Here is a 14,527-nt window from a genome sequence, read left to right as displayed (position 1 = left end):
TAATGACCGAATTTTTAAGCACTTCCCAGGGTATTATCATGGTATTGCTGGGATTAGGCATCATCATCTTCCTGCACGAACTCGGGCATTTTATCGTGGCCCGGCGGGCCGGCATCAGAATAGAGGTATTTTCCATCGGATTCGGACCGCCGCTCTGGAAAATAACCAGAGGCGGGACCGAATACCGCATCGCCCTGATACCCCTGGGCGGTTTTGTCAAGCCGGCCGGGGAATTTATGAGTTCCCCGGACACCAAGGGCGCTCCCGACGAGATGTCATCCAAGCCGCCCCTGACCCGGGCCAAGGTCCTGGTGGCCGGCGCTTTGATGAACTTCATATTCGCCTTCCCTTTCTGCATCATCGCCTATCTTATCGGCGTAACCCTGATGTCTCCGTCGGTCGGCGCAATCCGGCCCGGCTCAAGCGAGGCCAACAGCTCGCTCCAAAAAGGCGATATTATCCGGTCCGTCATCAAGACCTCGCCTGAAGGCCGGGATTCGGAATATCCGGTCAAGAGCCAGAATGACTACCTCCGCAATATTGTCCGGACTCCCATAAATACCCCTCTTAAACTAAAAGTAAACAGAAACGGCCAGGAGGTTATCGTAGATATTATCGCCAGGGGCTCTACGGGCATGGGCGTCCTGCCGCCCAGCAACATTGTTGAATCCGTCTCCCAGGGCTCGCCGGCTGAAACAGCCGGGCTGAAACCCAACGATGAAATACTGGAGGTCAACTGCGAGGTGACCTTATCCGCCAGCGAAATATCCGCGGCTATCTCGCAAAGGGCCGGACTGCCGACCGCCATAAAAATCCGCACGCCAAACGGCGAGATAAAAACCGTCACCGCTACGCCGAAGCCTTTTTATGATATCGGTATCGAAGGAATCATACCGGTGGTAATCTCCGGAGTGACCAAAGACGGCCCAGCGGCAAAGGCCGGACTCAAGAAAGGCGACCGGATAACCGTCATCAATACTGAGCCGCTAAAGTTCTGGAATAAATTTACCGATGTCGTCACGACCTCAGCCGGCAAAGAGCTAAAACTAACCGTCATAAGGGAACACTGGTTCTCCAAGGATGAAACCCTGCTTATGAATGTCATGGTTGATGCGGACAAGGGCGGCAAGGGATTCATCGGCATATCCGGCGGATTTACCAATGAAATAGGCGAAGTGAAAGACGGTTCTGCTTTAGCCGGACTCGGCCTGGCTTACGGAGACCGGATTGTCCAGGCAAAGGCGCAGGACAAGAACGGCAGACAAGTAAAAACCGGTATCTCAGATTTATCAGATTTGCAGGCATTCGTGCATAAAACCGGCGGCGTTCCGATAGAAATCACGGTGCTCAAGGCGGCGCCGACCTCAACCAGACAAACGTTTACCCTTACCCCCACGCCAACCGCCAAGGGAGACCTGGGACTCGGGTTAAAATTCAAGCGAGTCGTTACCAGATACTCTCTTGTTTCAGCCGTCGTTGAAGGCGCTAATGAAACGCTGGATTTGGGACTCTTAACCTACCAGATGATAAGGAAACTCTTCCAGGGAGAAGAATCGGTAAAAGGCCTGGCCGGACCGATTGGCATCATCCAGGTTTCTTATCGGATGGCCCAGGAAGGCGCGGGTGATTTTCTCTGGCTCCTGGCCCTTATCAGCATCAACCTGGCTATCCTTAATCTCCTACCTATCCCGGTTTTGGACGGCGGCACGATTGTCTTTTGCTTTGTTGAAAGGATAAAGGGCTCGCCGGTCAGTATCAAGGCCCAGGCGATTGCCCAATATGCCGGCCTATTTATCCTTTTATTGCTGGTCGCCTTCACATTTTTTAATGATATCCAACGCATCCTGAATCTATAATGATTCTGTTAATTGACGGATATAATCTGCTTTTTAGCGGGCTTAACTTGTCTGACAACATAAAGCCCAACCAGCTGGAAACCCTGCGCGACAATCTCGTGGCACAACTCAAATCCTACAATATAAAGAAGAAATACCGCATCATCGTGGTCTTTGACGGCGATAAGACCGTCAGTCATTACCCGCAGGAAAGGGAATCCGGCAATGTCAGAGTGGTGTTTTCCCCGGGCAGAACCACGGCTGATGAGCATATTATCAACCTGGTATCAGAATATATCCAGGATAAACCCCGCCGCTCTGATGTATGCGCGGTCACATCAGACCGGGCCCTGGCAGAAACGCTCAGAAATAAGCGGGTCAAGATTATCTCATCGCAGGAATTTGCCGTAGAACTGTTGCTCAAAGACAAAGATATCTCTACAGACATAAAGGAAGACCCAATTGAGAAATTCACCGGCCTAAAACCGGCTGATGTGCCCAAATGGCTGAAGCTCTTCGGAACCACAGATGACACAGATTCCACTGATTAGATTCCCATATTCCCCCTTAACAAAGGGGGTAAGGGGGTTGTTAATAAGCTAGTCCATAATATGAATAAAGTCCGGGCTCATTTACACATCTCCGGCATAGTCCAGGGCGTATTCTTCCGGCATTATACCTTTGAAACCGCTCATAAGCTAGGCTTAACCGGCTGGGTCAGGAACCTCGCCAACGGCCAGGTGGAAACCGTCTTTGAAGGCCCGAAAGACAAAATAGATGAAATGGTAAAATGGTGCCAACAGGGCCCGGACTCGGCCAGGGTAACAAGCGTGGATATTAAGTGGGAAACTGCGGACGGCACTCTGACAGGATTTAATATAGAATAAAAAAACCCCCGCCCCGAAAACATTCGGGGCAGGGGCTATTCCTATTTAGTAAACTATTTCCTCTTTTCCTCACCCTGCTTAAGGGTGCCCAGTTGCGGAATCTTCTTAATCAGCTCTTCCAGCTTTAACCCGGTCAGCGATTCCAGTATCGGCGGCAATTGGGCGATGATATTGGTGACATCCTTGGTAACCTTATTTGCGCCAGCCGAGTCGCCCCCTTGATTGATAACCACAATTTTCTCGGTTTTGGTCAGCGGTTCGGCAATGGCCCGGGCAATCTCAGGCAGTCTTTCAATCACCATTTGGATAACCGCCGCTTCATTATACGCCTTCCAGGAATCGGCTTTCTTAGCCATGGCCTCGGCTTCGGAGAATCCGGTGGCCTTAATAACATCCGCGCTGGCTAAACCCTTGGCGCGGGTGGCCTCTGATTCGCCGATACCGATATTTTTGGTGGCGTTGGCCTGGCCTTCGGCCTCGGTTATCAGTTTGAATCTCTGGGCATTAGCCAGGGTCTCAATCCGGTATTTCTCGGCGTCAGCCGGCCGGGAAATAGTGGCTTCCAGTTCCTTCTGCTTACGGCTGATTTCCTTTTCCTGGACGTCAATCATCCGTTCCTTTTCCACCACCATGACCTGGATTTCTTCGGCCTTGACCGCTTGATTGGTCTTGTATTTCTGCAGGTCATAAGCCAGATCGGCCTCGGCCTTTTGCCGGTTAATATTCACTTGATACCCGGCGCGCTTGACTTCAAAAGTCTGGTTTGCCTCAGCCACCTTGGTATCAGCGGCGAATTTCGCCTCCTGTCCGGCCTGGTTGGCCTGTGAACTCTTGATAAGGGCGTCACGGTCTGCCTCGGCCTGGGCAATCGTGGCATCCCGCTTGACCTGGGCCACTCTCGGCTTGCCTAATGCCTCCAAATACCCGTGGTCATCCTTGATATCGCGCAGGGTAAACGAATCTATGCTCAGCCCCATATTGGCCAGGTCTCCGGCCGATACTTCCTGGACCTTCTGGGCAAAGGCATCCCGGTTTTTGTAGATATCTTCTATGGTCAGCGTGCCGACGATGCCACGCAGATGGCCTTCCACGGTCTGCAAGGCAATCATCTTTATTTCTTCCTCGCTCCGGCCCAAAAACCGTTCCGCCGCGGTCCGAATGGACTGGTCTTCGCCTTTAATCTTGACCTGGGCTACGCCGTCCACGTTAACAGACACGCCGGTAATCGTATAGACCTCTTTTAACCTGACATCCAAAGTCAGCAACTCTAAAGAAAGTATGTCGGCCTTTTCAAATATCGGCCAGACAAACGTGCCGCCGCCCTTGACTATCCTGAAACCCACAGGCCGGCCATCCATCGTGCGATGCTGTCGTCCGGAAATTACCATGACCTCATTCGGTCCGACCTTGGTATAGCGATTGGCATACATCCTTAATAGGATTATCAGGACGATTACTACCGCAACGCTCCCGAAGGCCATCCAGCCATATCCTTCCATATTATTCCTCCCCTTCTCTTAGAGCCGGTTAAACCTGTGGTCGTTACGACCACAGGGAGTCTCACAGAGACCCAGTGGGTCCCGTCAGGGACCGGCTCTTAACCCCGATGAATATCGGGGCTTATTATTAAAAATATTATAATACCTTCGCCCCTTCCGTGGGCTTAACGTAAAACGTATTTCCGACTATCTTTTCCACCGTTACCACCGAATGTGATTTTATCTCGTTCTTATGGGCGGCCCGGGCCGAGGCCGTGTAACGCGTCCCTCTGGAGACATAAGCCACCTCGCCCAGCCCATCTGCCGGGATGGTGGTAATCACCTCGACTTCCTTGCCGACAATGTCGGTTAATATTGCCTCACTGCTTCCCTGGGTGGCCTTGAAAAGCATGGTAAAAATAATGAACGTAACAGTAGCTATGACCAGTCCGGTCAATACCGCAATAGCCATGCTCGGATAAGGCGACCATTTGAACACCTTCAGGCAAATCATGCCCATAGCGCCGAAGGCCGTAATAAACATCGCCACCACTACCGGACTTAAAGGCGAGAAATGAATCGTGCCGGTATCTGAACTGCCGTCGGTATCTACATGCCCGACAATATCGTGGTCAATATCAAAGTGCCCGCCCTCGGCCCCGCCTTCCCCGCCGCCCTCAGCCCCGCCAAAAATACCGCCGAAGATTGAGGAAATTACGGCATATGCCAGGCCCAGGAAAAAGCACCCGACAAAAACCATTTCCAGCATTGTCATATATTATCTCCTTGCTAAACTTCTGCGATATCCCGTCTGTCATTGCGAGGAGCAAAGCGACGAAGCAATCTCATGCTTGCCACATAAATAAGGATTGCCACGCTCCTAAAGTCGCTCGCAATGACAGAAGAGTCATTTCGCAAAAGTTCTATCCTTATCTTCTTTCAGGTGGTTTGGTGTCCTTCGTATATCTAAGAAAATCCTTGCCGGTTCTCTTTAGAAAATCCTCGTAGGCGTCGTTCTTACTGCTACGTTTTTGCTCGGCCGTCTTTTGGGGCGGCTGCGCTGGCCTCTGCGTTGGTTTAACCGGTTGTTTTACCTCTTCTGCCACCGGAATCAGAGATTCAACCGTCACCTTAGCAGCCGGCGCGGTTGAAGCCATCTGCTGATGCCGGTAAACCTCTTTTATCTGGCCCTTGCTGTCAATCATCAGACCGTAAACCAGAATCTCCTGAGGAATAAACGGCGATTGCTTGATGGCATCAACCACCTTGCGGATATTTATCTCCTCGCCTGGTATCAATCCAAACCATTCCCTCAAATCCACATCCTTGAACATCTCCCGGGTCTTGCCGTATTTGGCAAAGGCATCGGTCAGAGGCGCCACATCCATCTTCATCCCACAATTAGTATGCCCGATGATTGCTACTTCCTTGACATCCAGCGTATAGATAGCCACAGCCAGAGAGCGAATGATGCTGTTATCATAAGGCGTAATGGTATTGCCGGCGTTCTGGATAAAAACCGCATCGCCCCGCTTGAAACCCAATGCCTGATGGATAAAACCCACCAGATTAGAGCTCATACAGGTCACGATAGCCCAATGCTTGCGCGGTTTGGCAGTATGCTGGTATTCTGTATCAGTAAATGTCCGGCTCTTCAAGAACTCCTGATTGTTATTAAGGATTTCTTCTAATGGCATAAATATCACCTTTTACCGACTCAATGAATCTGCTTAATCCGTCTACTCCGCTTAATCTGCTTACTCTATATCCCGACATTCGTCGGGATAACTGACTGTAACGTCCCGAGCCGCCTTCGGCTGCATCTAGCCTAACAGTCAGATAAATAGCAAATACCATGCCAAAACGGTAATTATCAGTTATTAATTATGAGTTATGAATTAAGCCCTTAAATCTATTGGGGTTATAGCATCTTTCCCGCTTCATAATTCATAACTTATAACTCATAACTGCCTGTTTTCCCGTGCATTCCTGCACAATTCGTGCAAAATTATAACCGCAGATACACGCTGATAAACACGGATAATCTTTTCCATCTGTGTTAATCTGTGTTAATCTGTGGTTCTGGTTTCGCATCGCCTTTATCCTCCCGAACCCATCTCCTCAGCGTATGCGGATTAATCTTGAGGAGTTGGGCGGCCTTTTCCGCGTTATGATTACTCTTTTCCAGGGCTATCCGGACGCACCTTTCTCGGATGTCATCCACGAATTTATCCAAGTCAATACAGCCCAGCGAGACCTGCTCTTGCAATTTATTCTCCGGGATAAGACCGGTATCGCAGACCATTTTAACGGCCTCGTCGGTGAAGATGCGGCATTCCAGATGGTTCTCGGTCAGCGTCTCTTCATTGCGGTATAAACGGGACAGCCCGGCAAAGATGATGCTCTTTAATTCCCGGACATTGCCCGGCAGCGGGTATGATTCCAGCCGCTTAACCACCTTGGCATCCACCTTAATCTGGCGGTGGTATTTCCGGTTGAACTCATTGGTAAACGCCTCAACCAGCGGGCCGATATCCTCAGTCCGTTCCCGCAACGGCGGAATCATAATCTTATCATTGCAGATGCGGTAATAGAGGTCGTCCCGGAACTGCTCCTTGCGGACCATCTCTTCCAGGTTCTTGTTGGTGGCACAGATAATCCGGACATCCACCTTGAGTGTCTTTTCACTGCCCACCGGCCGGAATTCCTGCTCCTCAATCGCCCGCAACAGCTTGGCCTGGGTGGACAGGGCCATATCGCCGATTTCGTCCAGGAACAGCACGCCTTTGTCGGACAGTTCCAGCAGTCCCCGGCGTTTGCTGATAGCGCCGGTAAACGAGCCCTGCTCGTGGCCGAAGATTTCGCTCTCAATCAGGGTTTCGGGTATGGCCGCGCAATTCATCTGCAGGAACGGCTTGCCATTGCGCGGGCTGGCTTTATAAATCTCATCGGCAATCAGTTCCTTACCTACCCCGGTCTCGCCCAGAATCAGCACCGGCGTATCGGACCTGGCCACGGTGCGCGCCTTCAGGACCGCTGATTCCATCCGGCTGCTCTTATAGATAATCTCGGAATGCTCGGCCAGCGACTTCTTGCGCTCCAGATAAATCTCCTCGGCGTTATTAACCCGGGTAACCAGCTTCAGGTCGCTGTGCGAATGGTAGCGGACTAAGTAATCGAATATATTCAATGCCCGGGCCTGGTCCATAATCTCGTCGCTCAGTTCCTTGTAACTGAACATAATCACCGGTACCCAGGGCTTTAACTGGCGAATCTTCTCCAGGGCGTAGATGCCGCCTAACTGGTTGCACCGTCCGGCTGACTCGTCCACCCGGGTGTTGGGCATGAGCACATCCAGGATAATCACGCCGTATTCGTGCTTGGCCGCCTTGGCTATGGCTTCCTCGCCGCAGGAGGCCGTGTCCACCTCGTAACCGCGCTCACTTTCACAGAGGAGATTTCGGTAATATTCCCGTTCGTCCTTCTTGTCGTGTGCCAATAAGATGAGCCGTTTCATAGAGGTATATTACCATAAAAGGCCAAATAACTCAAAGAAAATCAGGACAAATGGGAATTTGATATTATTTGACCATTCCGGAAAAGAATGGTAACTTTAAACCACAGATGAACTCAGCAGAGACCGCGATAGCGAACGCAGATAAACACAGATAAATTATCTGCGTATATCTATACTTATGGCGGAAAATAATAGATTTGAACATAAGGATATAACCTCTAAGATACTGAATGCGGCATTTGAGGTCCACAATATTTTGGGGTGCGGTTTCTCAGAAAAGATGTATGAAAGGCCTTTGGTGTATGAACTGAAACAACGATGCCTAAAAGTAGAACAACAGAAGAAAATTGAAGTTGAATATAAGGAAATTATGGCTGGCGATTATATTGCTGATGTCATCGTTGATAACAAAGTAATCGTTGAATTAAAGGCGGTGGAGGCAATAATAAATTTACACGAAGCCCAGGTATTGAATTACTTGAAGGCAAGTAAATACCATGTAGGCCTGATTCTTAACTTTGGTAAACCCAAGCTGGAATATAAAAGATTAGTTTTATCAAATTCTTAATGGATAAACACAGATATTATCGGCGTTCATCTGTGTTCATCTGCGGTTTATGTTTTATTAGAGAGGACTAAAGATGCAAACAGGTATTGTCAGTTACGGAACATATATCCCCAAGCACCGGATTGACGTCCAGGACATCTACAAGGTCTGGCGCAATGTCACACCGGAGATATTCGACCGGATGAGTTTGAGGGAACGGGCTGTGCTGATGCCTGATGAGGACTCTATCACATTAGCCGTAGCCGCGGCGCAGATTGCCCTGGACCGCTCCGGCCTGAAGCGCGAGCAAATCGGCGCGGTGCTGTTCGGCTCCGGCACCAATCCTTATGCCACCAAGCCGGCCGCGACCGTGGTCCAGGACGCCCTGGGCCTGCGCAAGGATATTATCGCCTATGACATCCAGTTCGCCGGCAAGTCCGGCACCTCGGCTATGATTACGGCATCGGCATTCGTGGCATCAGGCATGGCTGACTATGTCCTGGCTATCGGCACTGATACCCTCAACCGCCACTTCCCGCCCGGCACCCAGATGGAATACGCGGCTTCAGCCGGCGCGTTTGCCTGTATCATCGGTAAGGATAAGTTGATTGCCAAATTAGAGGGCTTTGTCTCGTATTCATCTGACCTGGCTGACTATTTCCGGACCGAAGGCGAGCGCTACATCCAATTAGGCGGCGGCTGGATGGGCTATATCTCCAGTTGGGGATTGTTGGAACACGTGGCTCCGGCCGGGGAACGGCTGTTCGCCAAACTCAATCTCGACCCCAAAAAGGACTTTAACTATGTGGCCATCCATCAGGGCAACGGCATCCAGCCGATGATGGGCGCGGGCAAATTAGGCCTGGATATGTTCATTGTCATGCCCTATGTCCTGACATCTTATATCGGCGATTGCGGCAGCGCCTCGTCGCTAATTCCGCTGGCGCATATTTTGGATAATGCCAATCCGGAGGAACGAATCCTGAACCTGTCTTATGGCTGGGGCTCAGGCAGTGACGCATTGAGTTTTGTCACCACCAAAGACATCGAGGCCCGGCGTCCGCAAAAGGACTTGGTCATGAGCCAGGTGGAAGACAAGATAATGCTGGATTATGGATTGGCGACTAAATACGAATACAAGTATATCCGGTCTCCGATGATGTTGACCAATTATCTGTAGCCCGGCAGGTTATAGCCGATTAGGTATTGTGTAACCGGAATTATCGACCTACCAGATATTCAAAGACACGGTCAAACCGTTTGATGACCGGGAAGTGGTAAAGCAACTCCTGCTCTAAAGCCGCATCCAAACCCCTTCACCAAGATTTAATATATTCTTTATAATTCCTTAACACATCTTTTCTATATTTATGGCAGAGAAAATAAAGTGGCCCCGAATGCTTTCGGCGCCAGATGTTCAAGAAAGGAATGAATATGTTTAGTTCGCTGATAAACAAAGACAAGGTGTTCTTCGAAATGCTGGAGAAATCGGCCGCCAACGTGGCGCTGGGCGCCCGGGCCCTGGCTGACCTGCTGGATTCATTCCCGGCTGATATGGAAGCCAAGGTCAAGGCCATCAAGGATATCGAGCATCAGGGCGATATGCTCACCCACCAGACCATTGAAATGATTAACAAAACCTTTGTTACCCCAATTGACCGCGAGGATATCCACAATCTGGGCACCAAACTGGACGACATCATCGACCTGATAGACGGCGCGGCCAGCCGCCTGGCCCTTTATAAGATAGACGCTGTCACGCCCGAAGCCAAGTCATTCGCCCAACTGCTGATTCGGGCCACCGATATTATCGTCCCGGCCATAGCCTGCCTGAGAAAGCTGAGTAACAGCAAAGAGGTGATTACCCATTGCGTGGAAATCAATACCATTGAAAATGAAGGCGATAAATTGATGCATCAGGCCATGATTAATCTCTTTGCCGCCAATGACGCAATTAAAATAATCAAATGGAAGGAAATTTACCAGATTCTGGAATCAGCCACAGACCGCTGTGAAGACGTGGCTAATGTCATAGAAGGGATTGTGTTAAAATATTCGTAGCGCCGGATAGCCGGCCGTGAAACGGAGGAATAAATATGCCTGAAATATCAACCGGATTGGTTCTGGTTCTGCTCCTGATTCTCTGGGCCGAGTTTGTCAACGGCTGGACCGACGCGCCCAATGCCATGGCCACCGTGGTCTCGACCCGGGTTATGTCACCGGCCCAGGCATTACTTATGACCGTGGTGCTCAATATGGCCGGGGTCTTGCTGACCGGCACGGCCGTGGCCTTGACCATCGGCAAGGGCATTGTTGACCCCTCAATCATCAACCTGACCACCATCGGAGCGGCCATGCTGGGCATCATCATATTCTCCACCGGCGCCTGGTATTTCGGACTGCCGACCAGCGAATCGCACGCCCTGGTGGCCGGTCTGGCCGGCGCCGCATTAGCCAAGGCCGGACCGGCCGTTCTGCTCTGGGTCGGCTGGAAAAAGGTCCTGATCGGGCTGGCCTTTTCCACCTTCCTGGGCTTTTTCGGCGGACTTATCATCATGCTCCTGATTTATCTGATATTTAACCGGCTGCAGCGCTCCACCGGCGTAAAGATATTCGGCCGGGCCCAGATTCTATCCTCGGCCTTCATGGCCTTCAGCCACGGCAGCAACGACGGCCAGAAATTCATCGGCGTCTTCGCCCTGGCCCTGGCCCTGGGCGGCGTCATTCCCATGGAGGTATTCAAGAGCCAGGGATTCCACGTGCCCATCTGGATTTTTATCATCTGCTCTCTTATAATGGCCACCGGCACGGCCTTTGGCGGCTGGAAAATCATGAAGACCATGGGCTTTAAGCTGACCAAACTGGAACCGGTCAACGGATTCGCGGCCGAGACCGGCGCGGCCGGCACTATCATGATTGCCTCTTTTCTGGGCATCCCGCTGTCCACCACCCACACCATAAACACGGCCATCATGGGCGTGGGCGCCACCCGGCGCCTGTCCGCCGTGCGCTGGGGCGTCTCCGGCCGGATGGTCCTGGCCTGGATTCTGACCTTCCCCTGCTGCGGCCTGATTGCCTATCTGACCACGAAAATCGTCATGCTCTTCTCGTAATAGCGCTTATTTATGTTGATTAGCCAAAAGGATTAATTATATGATGTCATCAGATTTCGATATGCCGGTTAGCATTCGGCAGGAAAATCCTACTATGAAAACCGTTCTGGTCATAGACGACGAGAAAGACCTGATAAAACTGGTCGACCACCACCTGTCCAAGGAGGGCTATCTGGTCATCGGCGCCAAGAACGGCATTGAAGGCCTGGACATCGCCCTGAAACACAAGCCGGACCTGATTCTGCTGGATATCATGATGCCCAAGCTGGACGGCCTGGAGGTCTGCAAGCGCCTGAAAGCCGCGGCCGAAACGGCCCGTATCCCGGTGGTCATGCTGACGGCCAAGGCCCAGGAGACCGACAAGGTCATCGGCCTGGAACTGGGCGCGGATGATTATATCACCAAGCCCTTCAGCCCGCGCGAGATGGTGGCCCGGGTCAAGGCCGTCCTGCGCCGGTCCGAACCGGCCAAACTCAAAGAAACGCTTAAAATAGATGATATCTCCATTGATTATAAAGGCCGGGCGGTTGAGGTTAAGAATAAGCGAGTGGATTTGACCAATACCGAATTCAACCTGCTCTGGTATCTGGTTAACCATCGGGGCCAGGTCATCTCCCGGGACGACCTGATTACGGCCGGCCGGGGCGACGAGGCCATGGTCATTGACCGGACCATTGACGTCCATATCGCATCGCTCAGAAAGAAACTCGGCAAGTCCGGCTCGGCCATCGAGACCGTCCGGGGCGTGGGCTATAAATTATCCGTATAATGAAACGAGTGCTATTTTTATGTATCGGCAATGCGGCCCGCAGCCAGATGGCCGAGGGTTTTGCCCGGGTCATGGCCGGCGATAAGATAGAGGCCTTTAGCGCCGGCTCCAAACCGGCCGGGCTGGTTGACCCCCTGGCCATCCAGGTGATGAAAGAGAAAAATATTGATATTTCCCAGGCCGTATCCAAAGGTTTTGATAAAATACCGCCGGGTCCGATTGACTATGTCGTTTCAATGGGTTGCGGCGACGCTTGTCCGGCTGTTCCAGCCCAACATTACATTGAATGGCGCATACCTGACCCGAAAGGGAAAGACCTGGAATACTTCAGGAACATCAGCGATGAAATAGAACGACAGGTAAAAAAACTGCTTAAACTAATCAGAGAATAATCATGTTCAAGAACCGCCTGTTCCGCAAACTCATCATTACCTATCTGGTGCTGATTATCGCCTCGCTTGGGCTGCTTTCTATCGTAGCCATAAATAAATTCTCACAATCCTATCAGGAAGAAATCAGCCAGCACCTGGCCAACACCGCCTACACGGTCCGGGCCTTTATCAATGATTGTCATACGGAACCAAACCAACTCAACGGGCATATCACCGAATTGGGCCGGGATATCCAGACCCGGATAACCGTTATTGATAAGGCCGGCGTGGTCCTGGCCGACTCCGGTTATGACCGCGCCACCATGGAAAACCACAATGACCGCCCGGAAGTGCTCAGCGCCCGGCAGAACGAGATAGGCCAAAATATCCGCTATAGCCACACCCTGGCGATTGATATGATATATCTGGCCATTCCCCTGGATAGCAACAAACCGGACGATATGATTATCCGGGTGTCCCTGCCCTTAAAACAGGTCTCGCTCATCACCGGCCAGGTCTACCAGACCGTGGGCATTACTTTTGTATTTGCCTTACTAATTGCCCTGATTATGGGGTTTTGGCTGGTCAGCCGGATAGTTCGTCCGGTCAAGGAGATGGTCTCGGTGGCCGAGTCCATCAGCAAAGGCGATTTCAGCCGCCGGATAACCGTCAAGACAGGTGATGAAATCGGCGCGCTGGCTGACGCCATTAACCTGATGAACGCCAAACTCAAGGAACTCTTTGCCGAGGCCGCCAAATATGAAACCCTCAGGCGCGACTTCGTGGCCAATGCCTCGCACGAACTGCGCACACCACTGTCATTAATCAAGGGTTATGTCGAAACCATAAAGGAAGGCCGCCAGGAGGATTGGGACAAAATGCAGGAATTCCTCGGAATCATAGACCGCAACGTTAACCAGCTCGACAATCTGGTCCGTGACCTGCTGGAACTCTCGCGCCTGGAATACCAAAAAGGCATTGCATTGAATAAACCTTGTAATATAAACGACATCATCAAATCCGTGCTGGATGACCTGGAACCCTTTGCCGCGCTCAAAAAACAAACCATTATAAAGAATATCCCGTCTGATACGCCGGCTATCCGGACCGATGCGGAATTATTGAAGAAAGCTATCAGCAATCTGCTGGACAACGCCATTAAATACACACCTGAAAGCGGGAAGATTGAGATTGATGTGACGGCTGATGCGCAGAGATTAACCATATCCATCAAAGACAACGGCATCGGCATCCCGGGAGAAGACCTGGCACGGGTATTTGAGCGGTTCTACCGGGTGGACAAATCCCGTTCGCGGGAAATGGGCGGCACCGGCCTGGGATTGTCCATTGTCAAGCATATCGTCCAGACCCTCAAAGGCGAGGTCACGGTCACCAGCCAACCCAATCAAGGCAGCACCTTTATTATAAAACTACCGATAATTCAGGAATAGCCGGTAAGGCCCGTTAGAGATAGGTCGTCATAAGGGGACGACCGTGCTAATGGAGCACAACCTATAAATTCTACGGAACATCCAAATAGAGCTGCTTTACCAGATATCAAACCCAATATCTCTAACGGGGCTGACCAATTATCTATAAGCGGAGCAATTACGACCGGAAGATGATTAGGCAAGGTAACCATCCCAAATCCCACCAAATTTCATCGCAATATACGGGAGTATCTATCAGGGGAGGCGGAGATAATCTGCACCCTGGCCGGAGGTAATCTTCACCCTGGGTGGAGGTAATCTTCACCCTGGGTAGGAGTAATCTTCACCCTGGGTAGGGGTAATCTTCACCCTGGGTAGGGGTAATCTTCACCCTGGGTGGGGGTAATCTTAACCCTGGGTATGGGTCATCTTATCCCTGGGTGGGGGTAATCTTCACCCTGGGTAGGGGTAATCTTCACCCTGGGTAGGGGTAATCTTCACCCTGGGTAGGGGTAATCTTCACCCTGGGTGGGGGTAATCTTCACCCTGGGTGGGGGTAATCTTCACCCTGGGTGGGGGT

14 protein-coding genes are annotated in these 14,527 nt (G+C 51.3%); 10 read left to right on the top strand and 4 right to left on the bottom strand.

All coding sequences use genetic code 11. The annotated features are described in order from the left end of the window. Nucleotides 1–2: 2 nt before the first annotated feature. Genes rseP through HZA49_00940 form a run of 3 tightly spaced genes read left to right on the top strand, consistent with a single transcriptional unit; the run spans nt 3 to nt 2,722 of the window. Nucleotides 3–1,856: an RIP metalloprotease RseP gene (gene rseP, locus HZA49_00950; protein ID MBI5778010.1), complete on the top strand. Its 1,854-nt coding sequence runs from the start codon at nt 3–5 to the stop codon at nt 1,854–1,856. Beyond that, nucleotides 1,856–2,386, top strand: a complete 531-nt coding sequence (locus tag HZA49_00945) for an NYN domain-containing protein (GenBank protein ID MBI5778009.1) — start codon at nt 1,856–1,858, stop codon at nt 2,384–2,386. The genes rseP and HZA49_00945 overlap by 1 nt, the downstream gene beginning before the upstream one ends. Before the next feature lie 60 nt (nt 2,387–2,446). Continuing rightward, the gene (locus tag HZA49_00940; protein MBI5778008.1) at nt 2,447–2,722 is read left to right on the top strand and encodes an acylphosphatase; all 276 of its coding nucleotides are present in this window, start codon (nt 2,447–2,449) and stop codon (nt 2,720–2,722) included. A gap of 53 nt (nt 2,723–2,775) precedes the next feature. Here HZA49_00940 and HZA49_00935 read toward each other — a convergent pair whose 3' ends face one another. The 4 genes from HZA49_00935 to HZA49_00920 all read right to left on the bottom strand — a co-directional run bounded on the left by HZA49_00935 (nt 2,776) and on the right by HZA49_00920 (nt 7,717). Next, complete coding sequence (locus HZA49_00935; protein MBI5778007.1) at nt 2,776–4,221, bottom strand: flotillin family protein; 1,446 nt, start codon at nt 4,219–4,221, stop codon at nt 2,776–2,778. Between the two features lie 136 nt (nt 4,222–4,357). Continuing rightward, nucleotides 4,358–4,975 carry an NfeD family protein gene (locus tag HZA49_00930; GenBank protein ID MBI5778006.1) on the bottom strand — a complete coding sequence of 206 codons (618 nt, stop codon included), beginning with the start codon at nt 4,973–4,975 and terminating at the stop codon, nt 4,358–4,360. A 154-nt stretch (nt 4,976–5,129) separates the two neighbouring features. Beyond that, nucleotides 5,130–5,897, bottom strand: a complete 768-nt coding sequence (locus HZA49_00925) for a carbonic anhydrase (protein MBI5778005.1) — start codon at nt 5,895–5,897, stop codon at nt 5,130–5,132. 362 nt (nt 5,898–6,259) lie between these two features. Then, nucleotides 6,260–7,717: a sigma-54-dependent Fis family transcriptional regulator gene (locus HZA49_00920; protein ID MBI5778004.1), complete on the bottom strand. Its 1,458-nt coding sequence runs from the start codon at nt 7,715–7,717 to the stop codon at nt 6,260–6,262. A 178-nt stretch (nt 7,718–7,895) separates the two neighbouring features. Between HZA49_00920 and HZA49_00915 the strand changes: the two genes are divergently transcribed. From HZA49_00915 to HZA49_00885, 7 genes are all read left to right on the top strand, one after another. Continuing rightward, nucleotides 7,896–8,285, top strand: coding sequence for a GxxExxY protein (locus HZA49_00915; GenBank protein MBI5778003.1), 390 nt, complete (start codon nt 7,896–7,898; stop codon nt 8,283–8,285). 73 nt (nt 8,286–8,358) lie between these two features. Beyond that, nucleotides 8,359–9,444, top strand: coding sequence for a hydroxymethylglutaryl-CoA synthase (locus tag HZA49_00910; protein ID MBI5778002.1), 1,086 nt, complete (start codon nt 8,359–8,361; stop codon nt 9,442–9,444). A 254-nt stretch (nt 9,445–9,698) separates the two neighbouring features. Further along, nucleotides 9,699–10,325 carry a DUF47 domain-containing protein gene (locus HZA49_00905; GenBank protein MBI5778001.1) on the top strand — a complete coding sequence of 209 codons (627 nt, stop codon included), beginning with the start codon at nt 9,699–9,701 and terminating at the stop codon, nt 10,323–10,325. A gap of 35 nt (nt 10,326–10,360) precedes the next feature. Continuing rightward, on the top strand, nt 10,361–11,377 hold the full coding sequence (locus HZA49_00900) for an inorganic phosphate transporter (protein ID MBI5778000.1): 1,017 nt from the start codon (nt 10,361–10,363) through the stop codon (nt 11,375–11,377). A 94-nt stretch (nt 11,378–11,471) separates the two neighbouring features. Next, a complete protein-coding gene (locus tag HZA49_00895; protein MBI5777999.1) occupies nt 11,472–12,146 on the top strand; it encodes a response regulator in 675 nt (224 codons plus the stop codon). Continuing rightward, nucleotides 12,146–12,538, top strand: a complete 393-nt coding sequence (locus tag HZA49_00890; GenBank protein MBI5777998.1) for an arsenate reductase ArsC — start codon at nt 12,146–12,148, stop codon at nt 12,536–12,538. Before HZA49_00895 ends, HZA49_00890 begins: the two co-directional genes overlap by 1 nt. A 2-nt stretch (nt 12,539–12,540) precedes the next feature. Then, nucleotides 12,541–13,968, top strand: coding sequence for a HAMP domain-containing protein (locus tag HZA49_00885; GenBank protein MBI5777997.1), 1,428 nt, complete (start codon nt 12,541–12,543; stop codon nt 13,966–13,968). Nucleotides 13,969–14,527: the final 559 nt, after the last annotated feature.

Source organism: Planctomycetota bacterium, from assembly GCA_016235865.1.
In the GTDB taxonomy this organism is placed as follows: Bacteria; Planctomycetota; MHYJ01; order JACQXL01; family JACQXL01; genus JACRIK01.
This window is presented reverse-complemented; position numbering and strand designations above follow the sequence as displayed.

What these genes read in the sequence shown, in the direction of transcription:
- rseP (MBI5778010.1), top strand. Translation starts at nt 3, where the DNA reads ATGACCGAATTTTTAAGCACTTCCCAGGGTATTATCATGGTATTGCTG.
- HZA49_00945 (MBI5778009.1), top strand. Translation starts at nt 1,856, where the DNA reads ATGATTCTGTTAATTGACGGATATAATCTGCTTTTTAGCGGGCTTAAC.
- HZA49_00940 (MBI5778008.1), top strand. Translation starts at nt 2,447, where the DNA reads ATGAATAAAGTCCGGGCTCATTTACACATCTCCGGCATAGTCCAGGGC.
- HZA49_00935 (MBI5778007.1), bottom strand. Translation starts at nt 4,221, where the DNA reads ATGGAAGGATATGGCTGGATGGCCTTCGGGAGCGTTGCGGTAGTAATC.
- HZA49_00930 (MBI5778006.1), bottom strand. Translation starts at nt 4,975, where the DNA reads ATGACAATGCTGGAAATGGTTTTTGTCGGGTGCTTTTTCCTGGGCCTG.
- HZA49_00925 (MBI5778005.1), bottom strand. Translation starts at nt 5,897, where the DNA reads ATGCCATTAGAAGAAATCCTTAATAACAATCAGGAGTTCTTGAAGAGC.
- HZA49_00920 (MBI5778004.1), bottom strand. Translation starts at nt 7,717, where the DNA reads ATGAAACGGCTCATCTTATTGGCACACGACAAGAAGGACGAACGGGAA.
- HZA49_00915 (MBI5778003.1), top strand. Translation starts at nt 7,896, where the DNA reads ATGGCGGAAAATAATAGATTTGAACATAAGGATATAACCTCTAAGATA.
- HZA49_00910 (MBI5778002.1), top strand. Translation starts at nt 8,359, where the DNA reads ATGCAAACAGGTATTGTCAGTTACGGAACATATATCCCCAAGCACCGG.
- HZA49_00905 (MBI5778001.1), top strand. Translation starts at nt 9,699, where the DNA reads ATGTTTAGTTCGCTGATAAACAAAGACAAGGTGTTCTTCGAAATGCTG.
- HZA49_00900 (MBI5778000.1), top strand. Translation starts at nt 10,361, where the DNA reads ATGCCTGAAATATCAACCGGATTGGTTCTGGTTCTGCTCCTGATTCTC.
- HZA49_00895 (MBI5777999.1), top strand. Translation starts at nt 11,472, where the DNA reads ATGAAAACCGTTCTGGTCATAGACGACGAGAAAGACCTGATAAAACTG.
- HZA49_00890 (MBI5777998.1), top strand. Translation starts at nt 12,146, where the DNA reads ATGAAACGAGTGCTATTTTTATGTATCGGCAATGCGGCCCGCAGCCAG.
- HZA49_00885 (MBI5777997.1), top strand. Translation starts at nt 12,541, where the DNA reads ATGTTCAAGAACCGCCTGTTCCGCAAACTCATCATTACCTATCTGGTG.